The sequence below is a fragment of the Paractinoplanes globisporus DSM 43857 genome (genome assembly GCF_000379645.1).
In the GTDB taxonomy this organism is placed as follows: domain Bacteria; phylum Actinomycetota; class Actinomycetes; order Mycobacteriales; family Micromonosporaceae; genus Actinoplanes; species Actinoplanes globisporus.
The window spans coordinates 127698-150316 of the sequence record NZ_KB903296.1; the positions used below are offsets into that span (position 1 = coordinate 127698).

The window sequence follows — 22619 nt, forward strand, 5'->3', positions numbered from 1 at the left end:
GCCGTGTCACTCCCAGGGTGACGCGGCCGGTTCGGCTCAGGCCGGACCCTGGTCCGCCAGCACCGATGGACTCACGGCCGTCGCGAGCGCCGGCACCGGGTCGACGAATCCCGTGGACTCGCGGGCGGCCACCCTGTAGTCGGCCAGGATCTGCCGTGGCGGCGCCGGGTCGCCCTTCTCGTTGATCCGCTCGATCAGGAGGTCGACGGCGACCTCGGCGATCTGGTCGCGGCCGGGATCGACGCTCGACATCGACGGGACCGAGAAGCGCGCCTCGTCGATGTTGTCGAGCCCGATCACCGCGACGTCCTCCGGCACGCGGATTCCGGCCTGCCCCAGCGTGCGGAGCGCGCCCAGCCCGAGCGTGTCGTTGAACGTGAACACGGCGTCGAACTCGAAGCCGTCCGCCAGGAGATCGCGCATCGCGGCGGCGCCGTTCTCGCGATGCCAGGGCGCGGCGACCCGCACGAGCGCCGGGTCGTACGGGATGCCGGCCGCGTCCAGCGCCTCCCGGTACCCGCGTACACGAAGGTTCGCGGAGCGGATGTCGTCCGGATGGGTCGGGTGCGCCCCGATCACCGCGATGCGCCGGCGGCCGATCTCGATGAGGTGCTCGGTGGCCGCGCGGGCCGAGCCCACGTTGTGCATCGTGACGTGGTCGGTGGGGCCGCCGAAGATGCGCTCGCCCAGCAGCACCAGCGGGAACGGCACCTGCAGCAACCCGACGTCCTCCTGACCGAGCTGCTCGGGACTGAAGAGGAGTCCGTCGGTCAGCCGCAGCCGGTCTCCGGACAACACCGCCATCTCGCCTTCGCGAGTGGCGCCCGTCTGATCCACGAGCACCGCGACATTGCGCCGCTCGGCCGCGCGGATGACCGCGTCGGCGAGCTCGGCGAAGTAGTTCTGACGCAGCTCCGGGATCGCCAGCCCGATGACTCCGGTCTTACCCGAACGCAGTCCGCGGGCCGAGAGATTGGGGCGGTACTCGAGCTCGGCGATCGCCAGGAGCACCCGCTCGCGCGTGGTGGCGCGCACGTACGGATAGTCGTTGATGACGTTCGAAACCGTCTTGACCGATACCCCGGCGACGCGCGCGACGTCGTGCATGGTGGCGGCCATCGGAATCCCCCTCATCGCGCTGCGCCCGCGGAGAAGCGGACTTGAACTGAGTGTAGCGGCGTGTTCTTGGCCATCGGCCCGGGCGAGAAGCAAGTCGCTCTGGCCCTCGTCGATACCTCGAGGGCCATTGCCTCACGGCAATGGGTGCTTCTCGCCGCCGAGGCTCGGCTGCGGACCAACCTTACGCGGTACCGGGTCGCTGAGGACGTTGCGGATCCGCAAGTCAGGCCGGGGTCTTCGATGGCCGGCGTCCAGTCTTGACAGCGCGCGGACGCTCGGCGATAGTCTCCTACAACGTTGGAAATACAACGTGAGAAATGCGGCCAGGACGCGGAGCGGATAGGCGAAGGTCCACCTTCGCGGTCACGCCGGTCCGCGGATGCCCCTGCACCGATGATGACGCTCCGCATCCGAAAGGAATCGAACAGTGAAGACGAAGCAGGTCCTCGCTGCGTCTTTGGCCTTCCTGCTGACAGGCGCGATCGCCGCATGCTCCGGCGACGACGACAGCACCGGCAGCAACAGCCAAAAGCCGACGAACTGCACCAACACCATCTCCAAGCCCGACCTGCCCGTGGTCACGCTCTGGGCCTGGTACCCGAACACGCAGCTGGTGGTCGACAACTTCAACAGCCAGCACAACGACGTCCAGGTCTGCTGGACGAACGCGGGCGCCGGTGGCGACGAGTACGACAAGTTCCAGACGGCGGTCACCGCGGGCAAGGGTGCTCCCGACGTGGTCATGCTGGAGGCGGACCGGATCCCGACCTTCCAGGCGCAGAAGGCCCTCGTGGACCTCACCGACAAGGGCTTGAACGACGTCAAGGCGAACTTCAGCGCCGGTGCGTGGAAGGACGTCTCGGTCGGCAGCGGTGTCTACGGCGCGCCGATCGACGGCGGGCCGATGGGCATGATCTACCGCAAGGACATCTTCGACAAATACAAGATCAAGCCGCCCACCACCTGGGCCGAGTACGAGGCCGCGGCGCAGAAGGTGAAGGATGCCGGCGGCCCGCTCTTCGGTGACTTCCCGGCGAACCAGCCGGCCTATGTCACGGCGCTGCTGTACCAGAACGGCGCGCAGCCGTTCGCGTACGACCCCGCCAACAAGGGTGAGATCGGCATCAAGCTGAACGACGACGCGACCAAGAAGGTGCTCGACTACTGGGCCGGGCTGGTCAAGAAGGGGCTGGTCGGCAAGCAGGACCAGTTCACTCCCGAGTACATCTCGGGCGTGATCGGCGGCAAGTACGCCACCTACCTCTCAGCCGCCTGGGCGCCGGGCTACCTGCAGGGCGCGGGCGTGGGCAAGGGCGCCGACGCGAAGGTGTGGGCGACCGCCCCGATGCCGCAGTGGGACCCGGCCAACCCGGTCTCCGTGAACTGGGGCGGCTCCGCGTTCTCGGTGACCACCCAGGCGAAGGACCCGGCGCTCGCGGCCAAGGTCGCGTTCGGGGTCTACGCCGACGACGCGTCGCTGAAGGACGGCTGGCAGAACCAGATCATCTTCCCGCTCAACCTCAAGGTGCTGAAGTCCCCGGAGTTCGTCGACGCCAAGGTCGGGTTCTTCGACGGCCAGCAGGCCAACAAGGAGGTGTACGTCCCGGCGGCCGATGCCTACCAGGGCATGACCTACACGCCGATCGGACAGTACTACTACTCGGCCTTCACCAAGCAGATCGCCGCGATCAACGACGGGTCCAAGACCGGTTCGGCGGCCGCGGACGCCCTGCAGGACGACGTCGCGAAGTACGCGAAAGAGCAAGGCTTCACCGTCAAGTGACCTGACACGGCGGGCTGGTCCGTGCGAAACATGGGCCGGCCCTCCGTTCCTTCCTTCCCCGGACCCGGAGACATCATGACCGCCTCCACCAGCGGCCCCGTCCCGACGAAGGGGGGCGGATCCACGCCCCTCCCCGACGACGGCATGACCGCTTCGACCACCGGCGATGTGCAAACCACCAAGCGCCGGCGCACGAACTCGCGGCAGAACGTGGCCGGATGGCTCTTCGTCGGACCCTTCGGCATCGTCTTCCTCGCCCTGCTCGTGCTCCCGATCGGCTACGCGCTCTACATGAGCCTGTTCCAGAAGAGTCTGATCTTCGGGACCAGGTTCGTCTTCCTCGGCAACTACCTCAAGGCGTTCAGCGATCCCTCCTTCCTCGGGGGAGTGTGGTTCGTCCTGCGGTTCTCGGTGGTGCTCATCCCGGTCCAGATGGCCGTCTCGCTGGCGATCGCGCTGATCCTCGACACGGTGACGAGCAAGTTCGCGCGGTTCTCCCGCCTCATGATCTTCCTGCCGTACGCGATCCCCACCGTCATCGGCGCCCTGATGTGGGGGTTCCTCTACAGCCGGAACTTCGGTCCCATCGCCGACGTCTTCGGCGCCTTCGGGGCGTCCGGACCGGACTTCCTCAGCAGCAACCTGATCTTCTATGGCCTGCTGAACGTCGTGACCTGGCAATGGGCCGGGTACTACATGATCATTCTGTACGCCGCGCTGCAGGGAATCGATCCGACCCTCTACGAGGCCGCCCGCATCGACGGCGCGTCCACGTGGCAGATCATCGTCCGGATCAAGATCCGGCTGCTCACGCCGGCGCTCGTCCTCATTCTCGTGTTCGCCCTCATCGGAACGCTGCAGTTCTTCAACGAACCGAAGATTCTTCAGCAACTCGCGGCCGGCGCCATTCCCGATGACTTCACGCCGAACATGTACGCCTATCAGCAGGCGTTCACGCTGGCGAACAACAACTACAGCTCGACGATCTCGTTCGCGCTCGGCGCCGTCGTATTCGTCTGCGTCTACATCTTCATGTTCGTCACCCGCAAGCGAGGGAACTTCCTGTCATGAGCGCCACTGATCTCGAGGGCAGGCGAGTTCGCCGGACGCCGAGGTATCTCCCGCTGCACATCGTGCTCGCGCTGCTGGTGCTCTACTTCCTGATCCCCTTCTGGTGGGTCGTCGTGAACAGCTCGAAGGACTCGGCCGGGCTGTTCGGCGGTGGCAACGCCCTCTGGTTCTCCTCCGACATCAACTACATCGAGAATCTGAAGCAGCTCTTCACCTACAACGGCGGGCTCTACGCGCGCTGGCTGGCGAACTCGGCCCTGTACGCGTTCGCCGGGGGCATCGGGGCGACGGTCCTGGCGGTGCTGGCCGGATACGGCTTCGCGAAGTACACCTTCGTCGGCCGCCGCGCCGCGTTCTCGATCCTGCTCGGCGCGGTCATGGTGCCGGCGACCGCGCTCGTCATCCCGACCTTCATCCTGTTCTCCCAGGCGGGCCTGACCGACACCATCTGGTCGGTGATCCTGCCGACGCTGCTCAACCCGTTCGGCGTGTTCCTCGTCAACCTGTACGCGCGTGACGCGGTCCCCGACGAGCTCCTGGATGCCGCACGCGTGGACGGTGCGGGCGAGTTCCGGACGTTCGTCAAGGTCGCGCTGCCGATGCTGCGACCGGTCATCGTCACGGTGCTGCTGCTGTCGGTCGTCTCGTCCTGGAACAACTACTTCCTGCCGCTCGCCATGCTCGTCGACAACCGGCTCTTCCCGGTGACGGTCGGTATCGGGCTGTGGCAGTCCACCGCATCCACCTACGGCGCCGCGGGAACCAACCTGTGGAGCATCATCATCCTCGGCTCGCTGGTCTCGATCATTCCGCTGATCATCGCGTTCCTCTCCCTTCAGCGCTATTGGCGGGGAGGGCTGACCGTTGGCGCCCTGAAATAGCCCGCCCGCATCGCCGACAAAGACCAGCCACTACCGAAACTGAGGACACCTTGATCTCCGCGCGTCTCACCATCGACCCGCATTTCGTCGTGGGGCCGATCAACCGAAGGCTCTTCGGCTCCTTCGTCGAGCACCTCGGGCGATGCGTATACGACGGCATCTACGAGCCGGAGCATCCGGACGCCGACAAAGAGGGGTACCGGCGCGACGTGATCGAGCTGGTCAAGGAGCTCGGCGTGAGCACGATCCGCTACCCCGGAGGCAATTTCCTCTCGGGGTACCGCTGGGAGGACGGCGTCGGGCCGCGCGAGAAGCGTCCCCGGCGTCTCGACCTCGCCTGGCACTCCACCGAGACGAACGAGATCGGTCTCGACGAGTTCGCGAGCTGGCTCAAGAAGGTCGACAGCGAGCTCATGTACGCGGTGAACCTGGGCACGCGCGGACTGCAGGAAGCGCTCGACGTGCTCGAGTACGCGAACGTCCGGTCGGGCACCACGCTCTCCGACCAGCGGATCGCCAACGGCGTGGTCGAGCCGTACGCCATCCGGATGTGGTGTCTGGGCAACGAGATGGACGGTCCCTGGCAGCTCGGGCACGGCACTCCGGAGGAGTACGGGCAGCTGGCGGTCAAGACGGCGCGGGCGATGCGGCAGCTGGACCCGACCCTGGAGCTCGTGGTGTGCGGGAGCTCGAACGCGCAGATGCCGCTGTTCGCCAACTGGGAGCGGGTCGTGCTCGAGGCGGCGTACGACGAGGTCGACTACATCTCGTGCCACGCCTACTACGAGCCGCACGACGGCGACTACGCGAGCTTCCTGGCGTCCGCCGTGAACATGGATCGGTTCATCGATTCCGTCGTCGCCACCGCCGACCACGTCAAGGCGGTGCGCGGCAGCAACAAGACGATCAACGTCTCGTTCGACGAATGGAACGTCTGGTACCACTCGCGCTATGCCGAGGTCGACCGCATCACCGGGATCGACGACTGGCCGGTGGCCCCGCGCCTGCTCGAGGACGCGTACTCGGTCGCCGACGCGGTGGTGGTCGGCAGCCTCCTCATCTCGTTGCTGCGGCACGCCGACCGCGTCACGTCGGCGAGCCTCGCGCAGTTGGTGAACGTGATCGCGCCGATCATGACCGAGCCCGGCGGCCCGGCGTGGCGGCAGACGACGTTCTTCCCGTTCGCGCTGACCTCCCGGCTCGCCCGCGGAGTGACCCTGGAGCTCAAGCTGGAGAGCCCGATCTACAACACCGCGCTCCACGGTGAGGTCGGCGTGGTGGACGCCGTCGCGACCCACGACGCGGGCACGGGCGACACCGCGGTCTTCATGGTCAACCGCAGCCTCACCGAGGCGGTCGAGCTGGCGGTCGACGTAAGCAACCTCGGGCGGGTCGAGGTCGTCGACGCGCAGTCCCTCCACGACGATGACATCCACGCGACGAACACGCTCGACGATCCGCTGCGCGTCGGCCTCACCCCGAACACTTCGCACTCCATTGAGCACGGCATTCTGCGGATCACGCTGCCGCCGGTCTCGTGGACCGCGGTGACGCTCCGATGAGTTCGGCCTCCCTGGCCGGTCTGTTCTGGTGACACCCGGACAGAGGAGGAACCATGGGCAGGGTCATCGCATCCATCACCACGTCGGTCGACGGTTACGTCACCGGTCCCGACGATGGGCCGAAGTACGGACTGGGCCGCGGAGGTGAGCGGCTGCACTACTGGGTGATGGGCGGCCCCTGGACGTACGAGGGCGGCCATGACTTCGCCATGCACGGTCCCGACAAGGAGTTCTACGACGAGATCGTCTCGACGATCCGGTCCGGGGTGGTCGGCCGCGGCATGTACGACGCGGCCGGGGCATGGGGTGGGACCAATCCGTTCCCCGGGCCGCTGTTCGTGCTCACCCACCGGGTCGCGGACCAGCCGGCGGCCGAGTCCGGCTTCCGGTTCGTGGCCGACCTGGACGCGGCGTTCGGCCAGGCGGCCGAGGTGGCGGGGGAGGGCGATGTCTCGGTCGGGGGCGGCGCCGACATCATCCGGCAGGCGCTGGCGGCCGGGAAGGTCGACGAGCTGGTCATCTCGACGGCGCCGGTGATTCTCGGGGCGGGCAAGCGGCTGTTCGAGGGGTTCGATCGGGACATGGACCTCGAGGTGGTCAAGGTCTACAGCTCACCGTTCGCCACCCACGTGCGCTACACGGTCACGAAATAGCCGCACTCATCGCGGGGCAACGGGGCGGCGGCAGGCGGCGGCCGCCCCGAGGAGGATGCGTGTCCGTTTCGGCCGGCGCTGTTTCGGTCGGGGCCGTTTCGGTCGGGGCTGTTTCGGTCGAGGCCAGCAGCAACGGGGGCGGCGTCAGTGCCATCACGGCGACGAGCGCGATGCTCAGCGCGGCCGGACTCTACCGGGGCCGTGCGTACGTGGTCAGGCCCGCGGACCGGCTCTCCTCGCGTGATCTGCGCAAACGACCGGTGCTGTCCGACACGGACGCAAGGCCGCTTCCAGCGACGGCGACTCCTCCTCAATCGAGTGTGGACATTCCGAATCCGGTGTGGCGCCGTCAGTCGTCAGGGCGTGGTGGACTCGACCCGGGTCAGGTCGAGACGGCGCACGTTCAGCGTGACCACGTCGGTCACGTCGTCGATCTGGTCGCCGCCGGCATAGGCGTCGTTGGCCAGGTGCCCGGCGCCGTCGATGAGGACGTAACCCGTGTCGACCAGATCCTCGGCGATCCCGAGGGGAGCCTCCGGCAGGACCTTGGTACCGGCGAAATGGACGCCGCCGACGTTGCCGGCCTGCTCGCCGTCGACGTCGATGACGGCCATGCCCGGAGTGATGCGGGCGAGCAGGGCGTCGCCGTTCTCCTCCGACTGCCCCGAGTTGCTGTCGCTGTCGCCGCTCATGATCCGTTACCCTTCGTCGGTTCGTCCCGCCGTGCAGATTACCCGTCAGGACGGTGAAGAATGGTAAGGCCGTTGCAGTCGGTTGACAGTAAGGCCGTTGAGCCGATCCGATGGCCTCGTGAAAGCCGTGATCTACGCCCGCTACGGAGGGCCGGAAGTCCTGCGTGTGGCGGACGTGCCGGCGCCGGTCCCCGGCGATCGGGACGTGCTGATCAGGGTGCGGGCGGCCGAGGCGACCAAGTCCGACTGTGAGTTCCGGAGCTTCCGGCTGTCGGTGAAGTGGTTCTGGCTGCCGCTCCGGCTCGGGCTCGGCGTCACCAGGCCGCGGCGCCGCATCCTGGGCATGTACTTCGCGGGTGAGGTCGTGTCGACGGGCGGGCGGGTCACCCGCTTCGCGCCGGGCGACCAGATCTACGGCTCCACCGGCCTGCTCCAGGGCGCCTACGGCGAGTACGTCGTCCTTCCCGAGCGCGCCGCCATCGCACCCAAGCCGCGGACCATGACGTTCGCCGAGGCCGTCGGCGTGCCGCTCGGCGGACTCAACGCCCTGCACTTCATGCGGCGCGCGAGGATCCAGCCCGGGGAGCAGGTGCTGATCAACGGGGCCGGCGGCAGCATCGGCGCCCACGCCATCCAGATCGCATGCTCGATGGGCGGACAGGTCACCGCGGTCGAGCACCCGATCAAGGAGGATCTCGTCCTGCGGCTCGGGGCCACGGACTTCGTCGACTACACCACCGAAGATGTCACGACCACGGGCCGCCGGTTCGACGTCATCTTCGACATGGTTCCCGGCAGCTCGTACGGCCGGCTCATCGGCTTGCTCCGACCGGGCGGGCGCTATCTCAACGGCAACCCGCGGCTCTCGGTGCTCGTTCGCTCGGTGCTGACCATCCGGTTCACCGACAAGACCGTCACCGTGGCCTTCGCCCCCGAATCGACTGAGGCCCTCGCCGCGCTCACCGAGATGATCGAGGCCGATCAGATCCGGCCGATCGTCGACCGGATCTATCCGATGGACGAGGCGGCTGCCGCCCATCGCCGGGTCGAGACCGAGCAGCGGCTCGGCGCGGTCGTGCTCACCATCGCCGAGGGGCCGCCGTGATCGCGGCCGTGCTGCGGCGCTTCGGGTTGGAGCCGGACGAACCGGCGACGGGCTTGGAGTCGCGTTCCGGGGCCGGGGTCCACGCCGTACGGACGTCAAGGGGTGTTGCCTGCTATCTCAAGGTGACGCCGGCGGCGCTCGGACCGGACCTGCTGGCCGCCGCGCGCCGGGAACTGCGTTTCTATCGGGATCTGGCGGAGCGGGCGCCGGTGCGCACACCGCGCCTGCTGGACGCGGCGGATGACGGCGACGGGGTGGCGTTGCTGCTGGCGGCGGCGGGCAAGCCGGCCGAGGCCGGGTCGTGGACTCCGGGCATGTGGGCGGCGCTCGGCCGTGATCTGGCCGCCTTGCACGACATGGCGGACCTCGGCGGGCAGCCGTGGACACGCCCGGACCATCTGCGTGAGGCGTTGGCGGTGCCCGACCTCGCCGTCGTGGAGCAGTTCTGGGGCGCGACACTGCCCCGGCTCGCCGACCTCATCTCCGCACGAACTGACCTGTTCGACGCGATGGACGCGTTGCCGGCGGCGTTCGTGCACGGCGACTGCCACACCGGCAACATCGCCGTGACGGGCGAAGGGCTGACCTTTCTCGACTGGCAGATGTCGGGCCGCGGGCGTCCGAGCACAGATCTCGCATTCCTTAATGTGCGAGCCGCGCCCGCGGGGGTGACCCCACCGCCCGCACTCACCACCGCCTACGTGGCGCATCGCGGCCTCGACCGGCGAATGGTTGAACTCGCGATACTGGCTGAGGAACTGACCATCTACGTGTTCGAATGGCCGCCCTTCGCCGCATACAACAACTCGGCGGGGATCGAGCGGGTCCGGCAGCGAGCATCCCGGCTCGCCCGACGCTGGTTCCAGCGGGCGTACGCATGAAGCCCCAAATCGATGACCGTCCGGGTCTACGATCAGGGCGTGATCAATGGCGGGCACGTGATTCTGTACAGTCGCGACGCCGAGGCCGACCGGGCGTTCTTCCGGGACGTACTGGGGTATCCGCACGTCGACGCGGGTGGCGGCTGGCTCATCTTCAAGGCCCCACCCGGGGAGTTGGCCGTGCACCCGACCGACGGGGAGCCGGCGCAGGAGTTCTACCTGATGTGTGACGACCTCGCCGCGACGGTGGCCGAGCTGACCGAGCGCGGGGTCGAGTTCACCGGGCCGGCCAGCGACCGGGGCTGGGGCCTGATCACCGGTATCAAGTTGCCCGGCGGGGGAGAGCTCGGCCTCTACGAGCCCCGCCACCCGCTGGCCCACACCCTGCCCGACTGACGCCGCGAGCCGCACACCGGCGGCCGGGCGTCACTGATTGGCGGTCGCGCCGTGCTCGGCCCGCGCGCCGAGCCCGTCGGCCGGCGCGCGGAGCGTGCCCTGGACCGTCGCGGCGTGCGCGATCAGCGCGTCGAGCCCGTCGGCCGGCGCGCGGAGCGGGCCATCCCGGCGTGCTCGGCCCGCGCGCAGAGCAGCCCTCGACCGCGGCCCGGGCCAAGTGCGCCGGGTCGGAGGTCTGCGCAACCGATGCCGCGCCGGGGTCGGTGGCGCTGATCCGGTGCCCCCAGCGTTCGCCGGCTAGCGTCGAACCGGTCTGACAACTGGTCCAACCAGTTGACGGGTTGACGTGACCCCGGGCACACTGCGCGGTATGACCTTCGAGCCGTTGTCCCGTCAGTCCGTTTCGGACCAGGTGTTCGGGCGGCTGCGCGACGCGATCGTCAGCGGGCGGTACCCGGCCGGCGATGCCCTGCCCAGCGAGCGCGAGCTGGCCACCGCCTTCGGCGTTAACCGGCACGCGATCCGCGAGGCCCTGCGCCGATTGCAGCAGCTCGGCCTGGTGCGGGTCAGCCAGGGCGGCGCGACCCGGGTGCTCGACTGGCGGGCCACCGCCGGGCTCGACCTGGCGATGGCGCTCACCGGCGCGCGCGACGTGCTGCCGGTCCGGACCCTGATCCGCGACGTGCTCGAGATGCGCGCCTGCATCGGCGCCGACGCGGCCCGGCTCTGCGCGCAGCGGGCGACCGGCCAACAGCGCCGGGCGGTGGTCGAGGCCGTCGAGACGTACGCCAGTGCCGCCCCCGACCTCGAGCGCATGGGCGCCGCTGACCGGGATCTGTGGCGCCGCATCATCGAGGGTTCGGGCAACGTGGCATACCTATTGGCCTACAACAGCCTGACCGCGGGCGACCTTGCCGTCGGAAGTGTGCCGCCGCACCGCCGTACGGCCGAATTGCTGGACGTCACCGCCCACCGCAACCTCGCCGAACTGATCGCCGACGGCGACGCCGGCGGCGCCGAAGCCGTGGCTCGCGCTCTGCTCGCCGTCCCCGTCGGAGCACCCGGAGAGATCGGAGCAGCATGATTCCCGCCGTCCTCTACGCCGTCCCCGCGTTTCTCCTGCTCATCGTCCTGGAGGCGGTGTCGTTCCGGTTCCTGCCGGACTACGAGGAGCGCGGCTACGAGGCCCGCGACACCGCGACCAGCCTCTCGATGGGCCTCGGCAGCCAGGTCATCGGCGTGCCGTGGAAGCTGTTCACCGCGGTCGCCTTCGCCGGGCTCTACGTGCTGAGCCCGATCAAGCTCGACCCGCACGACTGGTGGGTGTGGGTGCTGCTGTTCCTGGCCGACGATCTGGCCTACTACTGGTTCCACCGGCTGCATCACGAGGTGCGGGTGCTCTGGGCCGGGCACGTCGTGCACCACTCCAGCCAGTTCTTCAACCTGTCGACGGCGCTGCGGCAGAGCTGGACGCCGATGACCTCCCTGCCGTTCTGGCTGCCGCTCGCGCTGCTCGGCCTGCCGCCGTGGATGATCTTCCTCCAGCAGTCGATCAGCCTGGCCTACCAGTTCTTCCTTCATACCGAGCGGGTCGACCGGATGTGGCGACCGATCGAATGGTTTTTCAATACGCCATCGCACCACCGGGTGCACCACGGCTCGAACGATCCGTACCTGGACCGCAACTACGGCGGCATCCTGATCGTCTGGGACCGCCTGTTCCGCAGCTTCGAGCCCGAGGGCGAGCGCGTGAATTACGGTCTGACCACAAACATCAAAACCTTCAATCCTTTGAAAGTCGCCACCCACGAGTACGCCTCGATCTGGCGCGACGTCCGGGGCACGGCGAGCTGGCGCGACCGGCTCGGCTACGTGTTCGGCCACCCGGGCTGGCGGCCCGTCCCGCAGCCGGTCGCGTGAAGCTCAAACTCTTCGCCGTCGCCGCGATCGCTGAACTGATCGCGGTGGCAGCGGACTGGGCGCCCCTGCAGTGGGTGGCGAAGCCGCTGCTCGCGCCCCTGCTGATCTGGTATCTGGCCCGCTCCGAGCCCGATCCGGTCGAGCACCGTCATCGCGCCGACCTGGTCGTTGCCTCTTTGTGTTTCGCGACCGTCGGCGACATCGCGCTGCTGGTGCCGGGCCAGTCGGCCTTCCTGATCGGGATGCTGTTCTTCCTGGGCTGCCAGGTCATATTGACTATCGCGTTCCTGCGCCGGGCCCGGCCGTCGGCCAGTGCCCTTGCCGATGGTCAGTCCTTGCCGCCGGCCAAAGTCCTGACCGGCGGCCGGGCCCTGCCGCCGGCCAAGGCCGTGGCGGGTTTCGGGATCGCCTGGGCGGCGGCGAACATCCTGCTCGGGCCGCAGTTGGGCGCGTTGCGGATCCCGGTGCTGGTCTACAGCCTGGCGCTGATCGCGATGGCCGCCGCCGCGACGGGGGTCAACCGCCGGGTCGCGGCGGGCGGCGGGCTCTTCCTCATCTCCGATCTCGCGATCGGGCTGGGCGCCGCCGGCATCCGGGCGCCGGCGCACGACGTGCTGGTGATGGGGACATACGCCGCCGCGCTGTACCTGATCGCGACCGGCTGGGCGGAGGTGCGACGCCCGGTCGCGAGTGCCCCGGCCGTGTGACTTACTCCGCCTGGGTGGGGGTGCGGCGCCCGCACGCGAGCGCCGCACCCCCGTCATTCACCAGCCGACGGCCACCAGCAGGTACTGCGGGCTGCCGTGTGACACGAACGAGCTCTGCCCGGCGACATCGTCATACGGGAAGCCGTATGCGAGCCGGCCGAGCGCGTGGTCGTGCCAGAACTTCGCGTAGTAGTTCGCCGGCGCGCCGCGGTAGAAGTTGGACACGGTCTCCCACTGCGCCTGCGGCAGATCGATCGTGTGCCGGTTGAGCGCCGCGCACTGCTGCGGCTGGCCGGCCAGCACGCCCGCGCAGCCGAAGATGTCCGACGTGGCGGCCGAGATTCCGTTCTGGGACGCGTAGCTGGACATGTAGGTCTGGTACTGCCCGCCGGAGCGGAACGCGGCGTCCGAGCCCGGCGCCATGATGCGGTAGGGCGCGGTGGCCGTGGCCAGGTGCTTGAACTCGGTCGGCACCTCGTCGCTGAACTTCTGGAAGGTGACGGCCCGGTCCTCGGTGAAGGTCTGGTAGTCCTCGCCGACCTGCACGTCGTACCCGTCCTTGGCGTGCAGCCGCATCGCGATCTTCAGGCCGAACGCGTCCACCCGGGTGGTGTTGCCGTTGAAGACGTTCGCGCCCACCGTGAACTCGATGAAGTCGAAGTACTGGCTGGTCGGCGAGCCGAGATAGAAGTACATGCGCCCGGCCGAGTTGGCCGGCATGTCGAGGTACTGCTGTTCGGCGATCGAATGGGTCTGACCGTTGAAACTCCAGTAGACCTGGCTGTCAGGGTATTTGCCGTTCGTCCGGTTGAGGATCTTGACCTCGACCACGTTCTGCGCGGCCGGGATCGTCGACGTGTCGCCCCAGAACGAGTCGGGCATCGTGGTGCCGCCCGGGGGAGTGCTGGTGGGCGGAGTGGTCGGCGGAGTGGTGACCGTCCCGGTGATGTGGACGACGAACGACCACAGCGAGTAGCCGTAGGCGGTGGCCCGCGCGGTGCCGTACATCCGGATGTAGCGCCCGGTGCCGCTCACGTTGAGCGACTGGTTCCCGCCGGTCGAGGTGGTGGTGCTGTAGATCGAGGTCCAGGTGCTGCCGTTGCTCGAGATCTGGATCTGGTACGCGGAGGCGTAGGCGGCCTCCCAGCTCAGCGCCACGTTGCACACGGTCTGCGACGAGCCGAGGTCGACCTGCAGCCACTGCGGGTCGCTGAACGCGCTGGACCAGCGGGTCGAGGCGTTCCCGTCCACCGCGGCGGCGGCCGTCGTGGCGGCGTTCTCGCTGCTGGAGGCGGTGGCCGTGCGGCCCTGGGCGGCATCCGCCGTGCCGCAGGCAGTCGACGACCCGGTCGAGCCGTAGACCTGGAACTCCCACAGCGAGTAGCCGTACGCGGTGGCCCGAGCCGTCGCATTCATCCGGACATATCGCCCGGAGCCGCTGACCGACAAAGTCTGGACGCCGCCCGTACCAGTCGTCGTGCTGTAGATCGTGGTCCACGTGCTGCCGTTGGCCGAGGTCTGGATCTGGAACGACCGGGCGTACGCGGCCTCCCAGTTCAGCGTGACCGAGCTGATCGTGGCCGTGGCGCCGAGGTCGACCTGCAGCCACTGCGGGTCGCTGAACGCGCTGGACCACCGTGTCCCGGTGTTCCCGTCGACCGCGGCGCTCGCCGGGGTGGTGGCGTTCTCGGTGCTGGAGGCGGTCGCGGTCCTGCCCTGCGAGAGCAGGGTGTCCGCGGCCTGTGCGGTGGTGACGGTGACGACGGCGTAGACCGCCACCACCAGGGCGAGGACGGCGCCGACCAGTTGCGTGCGCCGTCGGGGGATGACCTGTCGCATGGACTCTCCCGGGGAAGGGGATGGATGCCGCCCGGCCGGGGCCGGCCTGGGGATGGGCGGCAGAGAGCGCTCTCATCCGGCAGTCTCATCGATCGCCGTCGTCGCGAGCAAGGGATTCAGGTTCCGGAACCGAGCCCGATTTCACCCGTTATATGGTGGTGAAGTAGAAGGTAGCGGACCCTTTCGCCTGCTCGGAACCGGACCGCGCGCCGCGGCTCGCCAGGCCACGGCGCTGTTCGTGCTGGCGGGCTCGCTCGCGCTGGTCGGCATGCCCGGCAACCCCGGCGGCTACCCGCGGCTGCTGATCGTCGGCGTCTGCGACTTCCTCTGCGCCCTGGTCGCCCTGCTGATTCCCTGGCCGCAATGGCATCCGAACGCGCCCGCCGCCCTCGGCCTGCCCGGCTTCGCCGTCCTCGGCCTGGCCACCTGGTCGTTCGGCGGCGTCGTCACCGGCACCGGGCCGTTCCTGGTGCTGCTGTACGCCTGGGCCGCGCTGCATTTCCCGCGCTGGATCCTGCTGGCGTTCCTCGTCCCGGCCACCCTCGCGTACGTGCTGCCGCTGATCCTCACCGGCCAGTCCGCGGTCGTGCTCGGCAGCGCGCTCGTGCTCATGCCGGTCGCGCTCACGGTGGCCCTGCTGATCGAGGCGCAGGCCCGCCACCTGCGCGACGAGCGCGAGCGGCTGGCCCGCATCGAGCAGTGGCGGGCCGCGATGGTCAGCACGCTCGCCCACGACGTGCGATCACCGCTGGCCACCGTGCGCATAGCCCTGGAGGAGCTGCGCGAGCAGGCGACCGACGACACCGACCGGATGCTCGACGCCGCGCTGCGCCAGACCGCCCGCATCTCCCGGCTCGCCGAGGCCCTGCTCGACCTCGACCGCATCGACACCGAGGGCCACCTCAAGCTCGACCGGCGGCCGACCCCGGCCCGCGAGCTGGTCTGCGACGCTCTCGGCTACGTCCGCTCCGGCGCCGACGTCACCGTGGACATCGACGCCGGACTCACCATCGAGGTGGACCGGCAGCGCTTCGAGCAGATCGTCGTCAACCTGGTCGGCAACGCCCTGCGCTACGGCGGGCCGCCGGTCGTCGTCACGCTCACCCGCGACGGCCCGACCGACCGCCTCGAGGTCCGCGACCACGGCCCCGGCATCCCCGAGACGCTGCGGCCCCGGCTGTTCGGCCAGTTCGCGGTGGGCGGCCCCGACGGCGTGGGCCTCGGCCTCTGGATCGTCCGCCAGCTCGCCGAGGCCCACGGTGGCCGAGCGAGCGCCGAGGCCCGGGACCCCGGCGTCGCCATGGTGGTCACCTTTCCCGCAAATTCATGATCGGCCGTACGCCCGGATCACCGTCTGCCGCACGCTGTTCCCGGCCCGGTCGCTCGCCGTCACCCGCAGCGAGACGGTCCCCGTCCCGGCCGGGATCCGCTCGTCTCTCACCTGAGTCCACGTCGCGCCGAGGTTCGTGGAGTACTCAACGGACGTCTTGCACGCGCCCGGGACCGTGACCCGCAGCCGGTGGGCCCGCCTCGTCGCGGTGCCGTCGAGCGAGACCGGCGCCGCGTAGGAGATCTGGAGCAGCGGCAGGTTGCCCGCCTTGCCCGAGTGGAACGTCCACTCGGTCTCGGTCCGCGTGCCGTAGATCCAGTCGTCCCCGCCCCGGGCCGTCGACAGCGTCAGCCTGTACCCGGCGTCCCCGGCCGGGACCGTGATGTCCTGCCACGCGTCCGGGGTCGTGGCCAGCAGCGTGCCGTTCCGGTAGAGCGACGCGCTCGCCGAATCCGCCTGGTCGACGGTGTGATGCCGGTCGGTCGAGTCGACGTAGTCGGCGACCCGCAGGTGCAGCACGTCCCCGGTGCGGGTGTTCGCGTACCCCACGGGCGTCGCCGGCCGCACCACCGGCGAGTTCCACGTCTCCGCCGCGACGCCCGGGTGGGCGTACGAGGTCGCCGCGTCCGCCATGCCTCCGTCGAGCGAGGCCCCGAGATCGTTCCACGGATACGCGTGGTGCACCTGGTGCTGCCAGATCGTGTCACCGGTCGACACCCACTCCGTACGCACCGACGGCGTCCGCACGTCACGCTGGGTGTCGTTCCACGAGTAGTCCTGCCACGGCCGCCAGCCGAACCGCTGCTCGCGTACCCAGTCGAAACCGCCGTTGTCCGCGTAGCGCGACGTGATCCGCTGTGAGTTCGCGGCCGTCACCTTGTAGACGATCTGGCTGGGCACCCGGCCGGGGGAGACCTGGAAGACGTCGTAGAGGTACGGGCTGTTCGGCGTGAGCGTCAGCGAGAGGGAACGACCCAGCTTCCCGGCAAGATCGCGCGGGAGTACCAGGGCCGGGATCGCCAGCCGTTCCCCGTCCGGCGACCAGGGACTCCACGCCGACCGGTCGGCCCGCCGGATGAAGATCACCGCCGTCGCCCCGGCCTCCGCGGCCGCCTGCACCTGCCCGTACTCGTCGTCGTTGATCTCCTCATCCAGGACCACCGCCTTACCTCGCGCCGACGCGCCGAGCCCGGCCACCAGCGGGAAGGTCCGGGTACCGTCGTACACCGGCGAGCTGGGCAGCAGGTTGAGGTTGCCGATCGGGGACCGGGCGATCGGCGCCACGAGCTGCCAGCGCGAGGAGAACTCGAAGCTGCCGGCCCGCAGCGGCGTGGTCGGCGTGACGTTCACTTGCCTGAGCGTGCTGAAGTACATGAAACCGTTGGCGATGCTCCGCCCCGACCCGGTCACCCTGTGCACGTAGTAGCTGATGACGGTCCGCTGTTCGGCCGGCTGCGGCGTCTCGATGCGTATCGGCCGGCCCTTGCGCGCGTCGAGCACCACGGTGAGATCCCGGTCGACCCGCAGCTCCGGGTCGACCACCTGGGTGACCTGCTCGTCGAGCGGGCCGCCGTCCTCGATCGTCGCGTCGAGCAGGTAATCGCCCTCCTCCAGCTCGAACGTCTTGGTCTCACCGGCGAAGAGGAAGTTGAGCACGTCGAAGCGCGCGTCGTCGCCGAACATCTGCAACGCCGGCACGCTCGCCGGCGCCCCGGCCCGGTCCACCGCGGTGACGGTCACCCGGTGGTGCGGCCCGTCGATCGTCCCGCCGAGCGCGGTCGTGACCAGCACGCCATCCGGCCCCGAAGCCTTGAGCCATCCGCTGAGCGGCCCCCGCGCGGCCGCCGCGACGTCGAGCGTGAGCGTCACCGACGCGCTGCCACCGGCCGGTACGATCACGCTGCCGGGTGCGGTCACCGCGGCCAGGTCCTCGTGCAGCGCCAGCGTCACGGGCGAGATCCCGGCGTTCGAGTAGGTGACGATCCGGGTCACCGGCGCAAGAGCAGAGAGCTCGCCGAAGTCCGCCACGCCCGACCCCGTGACCGTCTGCGTGGTCGCCCGGGCCAGGTCGACCCGCCCGGCGCCCTGCGCGTAGACACTCGTACCGGCGCTGGTGGAAGCCGTGCTGACCAGCGCGTTCTTGATCTGCGCCCCGCTCCACGTGGGGTGCTCCCCGGCCAGGATCGCGGCCGCCCCGGCCACGTGCGGCGTCGCCATCGACGTACCGGAAGCGGAGGTGTAGAAAGCGTCGACCGGGTCGCCCATCGTGGTCCCGGCCGCCCGCGCCGCGACGATGCCCACCCCCGGCGCCGTGATCTCTGGCTTGAGCGCCTGGTCACCGACGCGCGGCCCCCGGCTGGAGAAGTCCGCGATCTTGTCGTGCGCGTCGACCGCGCCCACGGTCAGGGCCGAGGAGGCACTGCCCGGCGTCCCCACCGTCGATGTGCCGCCCTCGTTCCCGGCCGCCACCACGAACAGTGCCCCCGACTGCGCGCTCAACGCGTCCACCGCCGCGCTCATCGGGTCGGTCCCGTCGGTCGGCTCGCCGCCGAGGCTCATGTTGACCACGCGGGCGCCCTGGTCGACGGCCCACTGCATGCCCTCGATGATCGACGACTCGTACCCGTTGCCGGTGTCGTCGAGCACCTTCCCGATCAGCAGTTTCGCGCCCGGCGCGACGCCTTTCTCCCGCCCGCCGCTGGCCTTTCCGGTGCCGGCTACCGTCGCCGCGACGTGCGTGCCGTGCCCGAACCGGTCCACAGTGTCGCCGCTGCCGCTGAAGTCGCGCGCCTGCGCCACCTTCCCGGCGAGATCCGGGTGAGCCGGGTCGACGCCGGTGTCGAGCACCGCCACCGTCGCGCCGCTGCCGTCCAGCCCGGCCTTCCAGGCCGCCGGCGCGCCGATCTGCGTGGTGCTCTCCTCGAGCGCCGCCCCGACCTTGCGGTCGAGCCAGATCCGGCCGGTGGTCACGCTCCGTGCATTGCTTGCGCCGCTTTTCCAGTACGTCCCGAGAGCGTCCTTGCCGGCCTTCAGCGCGACGGCGCCGATGCTCGGCAGGCTCGTCCCACCCCCCGTACGGAATGCGCTGGTATTTGATTGCACGATCAGCGGGAGCGTCGAGCTGACGGCGTCCCCGTAACCCTGCTGGAGCAGCCGCTGCACGTCGAAGAGCGCCGGATCGACCCGCCCCGCCGCCAGCAGCGGAACCGCGTCGCTCGGGATCACGCGTACGCCCTCGGAAGTCTCGACGGTCCGGAAACTGACGCCGTCGCGGCCCTCGCCCGGCCGGACGGTCGCTGCGAACCGCCCGCCGCCCGCCGGGGTGAGCTGAACGACGTCGCCGGTGATCAGGGTGATGACCTGCGCCTGGGCCTTCGGTGGCGGAACGGCCGCGGACGCGGCGCGCACCGGCCCGGCCACGGTGGTGGCCATGAGCACGGCGAGCGGCACCGCGATGCGCTGGGAGAGAGACATCCATCGACTCCTCTGCTGGGTTGCAGAGCATTCTGAAGTCGATCTATTGCCTGGGTGCGCATCCGTGGCTGCCGTGAAGCGGACATGGCGCGATGTGGACGGACAAGGGTTTCCCCTATTCCGGTCATCGGCGCAGATATATAGCGTCGTCTATTGGTACCGCCGGTCGCGGTTACCCAGCCGCGCCGGAGTCGAGCCCGTCCGTCACCCCTCGGGCGGGAGAAGGAGTGCGCGTGATGTCCCGAATCCCCCTCGTCATCGCCGTGGGGACCGCAACCGCGGTCGCCGCCGCGTTGACTTCCGGGCCTGCCCTGGCTCAGCCGCCGACGGCGAAACCCGCCGCCTCCCCGGCCTCGGCGGCCGATGCCCTGGTCGCCGCGAAACCGTCGTACCTGCACGCCAGCGCCGCCGAGACGTTCCAGCGGGGCGCCGTGGTCACGTCGGCCGGATTCAGCTACGTCCCCTACACCCGCACGTACAAGGGCCTGCCGGTCAAGGGCGGCGACTTCGTCGTCATGACCGACGGCGCCGGCGTGGCGAGGTACACCTCGGTCGCGCAGACGACCGCGATCGGTGAGCTCGCCGTCACCCCGAAGATCACCGACCGGGCCGCGCTCGCCACCGCGAAGAAGCAGCTCAAGTCGGTCAGCAGCGTGGAGGGCACGAACCTCGTCGTGGTCGCCGCCGAGGGCGCGGCCGCCCGGCTGGCCTGGCAGACGACGGTCAACGGCGTCGGCGCCTCGGGCGTCAGCCGGCTCACCGTCGACGTGGACGCGGTCACCGGCAAGGTGCTCGGCAGCGAGGAGCACGTGACCGAGGCGACCGGCACGGGCACCGGCTGGGTCTACGGCTCGGTGTCGCTGAACACGACGCAGTCCGGCTCGACGTTCCTGCTCCAGGACCCGTCACACACCACCGTTCGCACGCAGAACGCCTCGAACAACGCCACCTTCAGCGGCAGCGACAACGTCTGGGGCAACGGCAACGGCACCAACCGGGAGACCGGCGGCGTCGACGCGCTGTTCGTGGCCGAGAAGCAGTTCGCGATGCTGTCCTCGTGGCTCGGCCGCAACGGCCAGAACGGCTCCGGCGGCGCGTGGCCGATCCGGATCGGCCTGAACGACGAGAACGCGTACTACGACGGCACCCAGGTCCAGATCGGCCACAACACCGCCGGTCAGTGGATCGCCTCGGCCGACGTGGTGGGCCACGAGCTGGGTCACGGCATCGACGACCACACGCCGGGCGGCATCTCGCGGCGGGGCACCCAGGAGTTCGTCGCCGACACGTTCGGCGCCGCGACCGAGTGGTACATCAACAGCCCGAACGACCCGCCGGACTACCTGGTCGGCGAGGAGGTCAACCTGGTCGGCAGCGGCCCGATCCGCAACATGTACAACCCGTCGGCGCTGGGCGACAGCAACTGCTACTCGTCGAGCACCCCGAACCAGGAAGTGCACGCCGCGGCCGGGCCCGGCAACCACTGGTTCTACCTGCTCGCCCAGGGCACCAGCGGCAACGGCCAGCCGGCCAGCTCGACCTGCAACAACAGCACCGTGACCGGCCTCGGCATCCAGAACGCCATCAAGATCATGTACAACGCGATGCTGCTGAAGACGTCGAGCTCGTCGTACCTGAACTACCGGAAGTGGACGCTGCAGGCCGCCAAGAACCTGTTCCCGGGCAGCTGCACCCAGTTCAACTCCGTGAAGGCCGCGTGGTCCGCGGTGAACGTGCCGGCTCAGTCCGGCGAGGCCACCTGCTGATCGGTGTTTCCCGGGGGCCGGCCCTGTGCCGGCCCCCGTTTCTTCATGCGTTGGCCGGCAGGCTGTCCATGAACGAGCTCACCGAGAACACCGCGTTGCCGGCGCCGGCCGGGCCGTACCCGGGCGGGCTGGACAGGCCGTTGGCCTCCATCGTCGCGCGGTACGCCTCGAGCAGCCGGATGTGGTACTCCAGCGGCGCGCCCTGCGGGTTGGTGCGGCCCAGGGGAGTGGTCGGCTCGGGGCACCAGGTGGTGAACCGGGGCAGGATCCCCCGGGACATGAAGTACTGCAGGCCCTCGGTGGTCGACTCGATCGCCTCGTCGACCGTGCGGAAGCCGAACGGCTCGGCCATCTCGACGCCGGCCACGAAGTTCGGGATGACGTTGCGCGGCCCGAAGACCTCGGCCGACTCGAGGATGCGGCGGTGCCACTCGGCCCGGCCCACGTAGCGCTCCTTGCCCGGGCAGTAGAGCTCGAACAGCCGCTTGTCCCACACCTCGAAGTTGGGGTGGTAGATGCTGATCCCGTAGTCCTTGAAGCGCTGCACGTCGGCCCGGGGCAGCGCCTGCGCGACGACCTTGCCGATCCACCGGCCCGGGAAGCGCTCCTCGATCGCCTGCGCGTACCGGCCGTAGAAGTCGGCCTCGGCCAGCCCGTCGACCTTGCGGGTGACGCTGCCGCCGGTCAGCGTGTACGCCTGCGACGCCTTCGCGGTGTCGTACTTGTCGATGATCTCGAGCGCCTCGAGGATCTCGTCGACCGGCTTGACCCCCGTGTACGGCCGGCCGGCCGCCTTGTGCTGGCGGAAGTTGTGGTTGATGTCGCAGTACTGGCACTCCTCGGAGGCGCCGAAGTACTGACAGACCCGGTACACGGTCAGGTAGACCAGGTAGCCCCACTGGATCGTCGGGGCCACCTCCATCACCTGCTTGCCGTTGTCGAGGGTGTGCCGGTAGTAGTCGGGCATCGGCGGCAGGCCCACCTCGGCGATCGGCCGGTCGTCGAGGAAGAGCTTGAGCCGCCCGTCCTCGTCGGCCTTGACGCGGTACGGGGAGTCCGGGTTCGTGCGCACCGACACCACCGTGCGGCGAAGGTCGTAGGGGCCGCCGAGCAGCACGATCTCCTCCGGCGGCCGGCGCAGGGCGGCCTCACCCAGCTCGGGCAGGGTCCGGTGGTCGAACGAGAAGATGAAGTACGACTTGGGCTTGACGTCGCCGCTCTCGTTGTCGGTCAGCGCCGAGTCGTCGAAGGCGAGCCCGCCACGCAGCAGGTCCTCCTTGATGACGGCCTCACGGGGAACGTGCGGGAAGCGGCCCATCAGGTCCTCGACAAGATCCGTACGCGACTGCATGCGCTTCTCCGATGCTGACTGGTTCACGGGCTCATCCCATGTCATCACATCGACATCCCGTCTTCGCCCCGGGGAATGGAGACGTTCCT

General features: G+C 69.4%; 18 protein-coding genes. 13 read left to right on the forward strand and 5 right to left on the reverse strand.

The annotated features are described in order from the left end of the window. Window positions 1-36: 36 nt before the first annotated feature. Complete coding sequence (locus A3CQ_RS0109950) at window positions 37-1119, reverse strand: LacI family DNA-binding transcriptional regulator (protein ID WP_020510784.1); 1083 nt, start codon at window positions 1117-1119, stop codon at window positions 37-39. A 427-nt stretch (window positions 1120-1546) separates the two neighbouring features. Here A3CQ_RS0109950 and A3CQ_RS0109960 point away from each other — a divergent pair, with 427 nt between their 5' ends. From A3CQ_RS0109960 to A3CQ_RS0109980, 5 genes are all read left to right on the forward strand, one after another. Next, entirely contained in the window at window positions 1547-2902 is a 1356-nt protein-coding gene (locus tag A3CQ_RS0109960) for an ABC transporter substrate-binding protein (RefSeq protein ID WP_020510786.1), read from the forward strand. A gap of 75 nt (window positions 2903-2977) precedes the next feature. Then, window positions 2978-3973, forward strand: coding sequence for a carbohydrate ABC transporter permease (locus tag A3CQ_RS0109965; RefSeq protein ID WP_020510787.1), 996 nt, complete (start codon window positions 2978-2980; stop codon window positions 3971-3973). Further along, window positions 3970-4854, forward strand: a complete 885-nt coding sequence (locus tag A3CQ_RS0109970) for a carbohydrate ABC transporter permease (protein WP_051115211.1) — start codon at window positions 3970-3972, stop codon at window positions 4852-4854. Before A3CQ_RS0109965 ends, A3CQ_RS0109970 begins: the two co-directional genes overlap by 4 nt. A 50-nt stretch (window positions 4855-4904) precedes the next feature. Beyond that, on the forward strand, window positions 4905-6416 hold the full coding sequence (gene arfA / locus A3CQ_RS0109975) for an arabinosylfuranosidase ArfA (RefSeq protein ID WP_020510789.1): 1512 nt from the start codon (window positions 4905-4907) through the stop codon (window positions 6414-6416). Window positions 6417-6469: 53 nt separating this feature from the next. Beyond that, window positions 6470-7069, forward strand: a complete 600-nt coding sequence (locus A3CQ_RS0109980; protein WP_020510790.1) for a dihydrofolate reductase family protein — start codon at window positions 6470-6472, stop codon at window positions 7067-7069. 356 nt (window positions 7070-7425) lie between these two features. On the opposite strand, the gene A3CQ_RS52210 is transcribed toward A3CQ_RS0109980, so the two are convergent. Beyond that, entirely contained in the window at window positions 7426-7761 is a 336-nt protein-coding gene (locus A3CQ_RS52210) for a hypothetical protein (RefSeq protein WP_020510791.1), read from the reverse strand. Window positions 7762-7879: 118 nt separating this feature from the next. Here A3CQ_RS52210 and A3CQ_RS0109990 point away from each other — a divergent pair, with 118 nt between their 5' ends. From A3CQ_RS0109990 to A3CQ_RS0110015, 6 genes are all read left to right on the forward strand, one after another. Continuing rightward, on the forward strand, window positions 7880-8866 hold the full coding sequence (locus A3CQ_RS0109990) for an NAD(P)-dependent alcohol dehydrogenase (protein WP_020510792.1): 987 nt from the start codon (window positions 7880-7882) through the stop codon (window positions 8864-8866). Continuing rightward, window positions 8863-9747, forward strand: coding sequence for a phosphotransferase enzyme family protein (locus A3CQ_RS0109995; protein ID WP_020510793.1), 885 nt, complete (start codon window positions 8863-8865; stop codon window positions 9745-9747). The genes A3CQ_RS0109990 and A3CQ_RS0109995 overlap by 4 nt, the downstream gene beginning before the upstream one ends. Window positions 9748-9804: 57 nt before the next feature. Then, window positions 9805-10143, forward strand: a complete 339-nt coding sequence (locus A3CQ_RS0110000) for a VOC family protein (RefSeq protein ID WP_211216513.1) — start codon at window positions 9805-9807, stop codon at window positions 10141-10143. Window positions 10144-10513: 370 nt separating this feature from the next. After that, on the forward strand, window positions 10514-11227 hold the full coding sequence (locus tag A3CQ_RS0110005) for a FadR/GntR family transcriptional regulator (protein ID WP_020510795.1): 714 nt from the start codon (window positions 10514-10516) through the stop codon (window positions 11225-11227). Further along, complete coding sequence (locus tag A3CQ_RS0110010; RefSeq protein WP_020510796.1) at window positions 11224-12063, forward strand: sterol desaturase family protein; 840 nt, start codon at window positions 11224-11226, stop codon at window positions 12061-12063. The genes A3CQ_RS0110005 and A3CQ_RS0110010 overlap by 4 nt, the downstream gene beginning before the upstream one ends. Further along, the gene (locus tag A3CQ_RS0110015) at window positions 12060-12770 is read left to right on the forward strand and encodes a lysoplasmalogenase (RefSeq protein ID WP_020510797.1); all 711 of its coding nucleotides are present in this window, start codon (window positions 12060-12062) and stop codon (window positions 12768-12770) included. Before A3CQ_RS0110010 ends, A3CQ_RS0110015 begins: the two co-directional genes overlap by 4 nt. Before the next feature lie 57 nt (window positions 12771-12827). Here the strand turns inward: A3CQ_RS0110015 and A3CQ_RS0110020 are convergent, their stop codons facing one another. Then, complete coding sequence (locus A3CQ_RS0110020) at window positions 12828-14609, reverse strand: discoidin domain-containing protein (RefSeq protein WP_040432103.1); 1782 nt, start codon at window positions 14607-14609, stop codon at window positions 12828-12830. Between the two features lie 238 nt (window positions 14610-14847). Here A3CQ_RS0110020 and A3CQ_RS0110025 point away from each other — a divergent pair, with 238 nt between their 5' ends. Then, window positions 14848-15939 carry a sensor histidine kinase gene (locus A3CQ_RS0110025; protein WP_020510798.1) on the forward strand — a complete coding sequence of 364 codons (1092 nt, stop codon included), beginning with the start codon at window positions 14848-14850 and terminating at the stop codon, window positions 15937-15939. On the opposite strand, the gene A3CQ_RS0110030 is transcribed toward A3CQ_RS0110025, so the two are convergent. Beyond that, complete coding sequence (locus A3CQ_RS0110030; protein ID WP_051115212.1) at window positions 15934-19413, reverse strand: S8 family serine peptidase; 3480 nt, start codon at window positions 19411-19413, stop codon at window positions 15934-15936. The two genes, A3CQ_RS0110025 and A3CQ_RS0110030, sit on opposite strands and share 6 nt — an antisense overlap. Before the next feature lie 236 nt (window positions 19414-19649). Here A3CQ_RS0110030 and A3CQ_RS0110035 point away from each other — a divergent pair, with 236 nt between their 5' ends. Then, the gene (locus A3CQ_RS0110035) at window positions 19650-21179 is read left to right on the forward strand and encodes a M4 family metallopeptidase (protein ID WP_020510800.1); all 1530 of its coding nucleotides are present in this window, start codon (window positions 19650-19652) and stop codon (window positions 21177-21179) included. Window positions 21180-21222: 43 nt separating this feature from the next. Here the strand turns inward: A3CQ_RS0110035 and A3CQ_RS0110040 are convergent, their stop codons facing one another. Next, window positions 21223-22530: a radical SAM protein gene (locus tag A3CQ_RS0110040; protein ID WP_020510801.1), complete on the reverse strand. Its 1308-nt coding sequence runs from the start codon at window positions 22528-22530 to the stop codon at window positions 21223-21225. Between the last annotated feature and the right edge of the window lie 89 nt (window positions 22531-22619).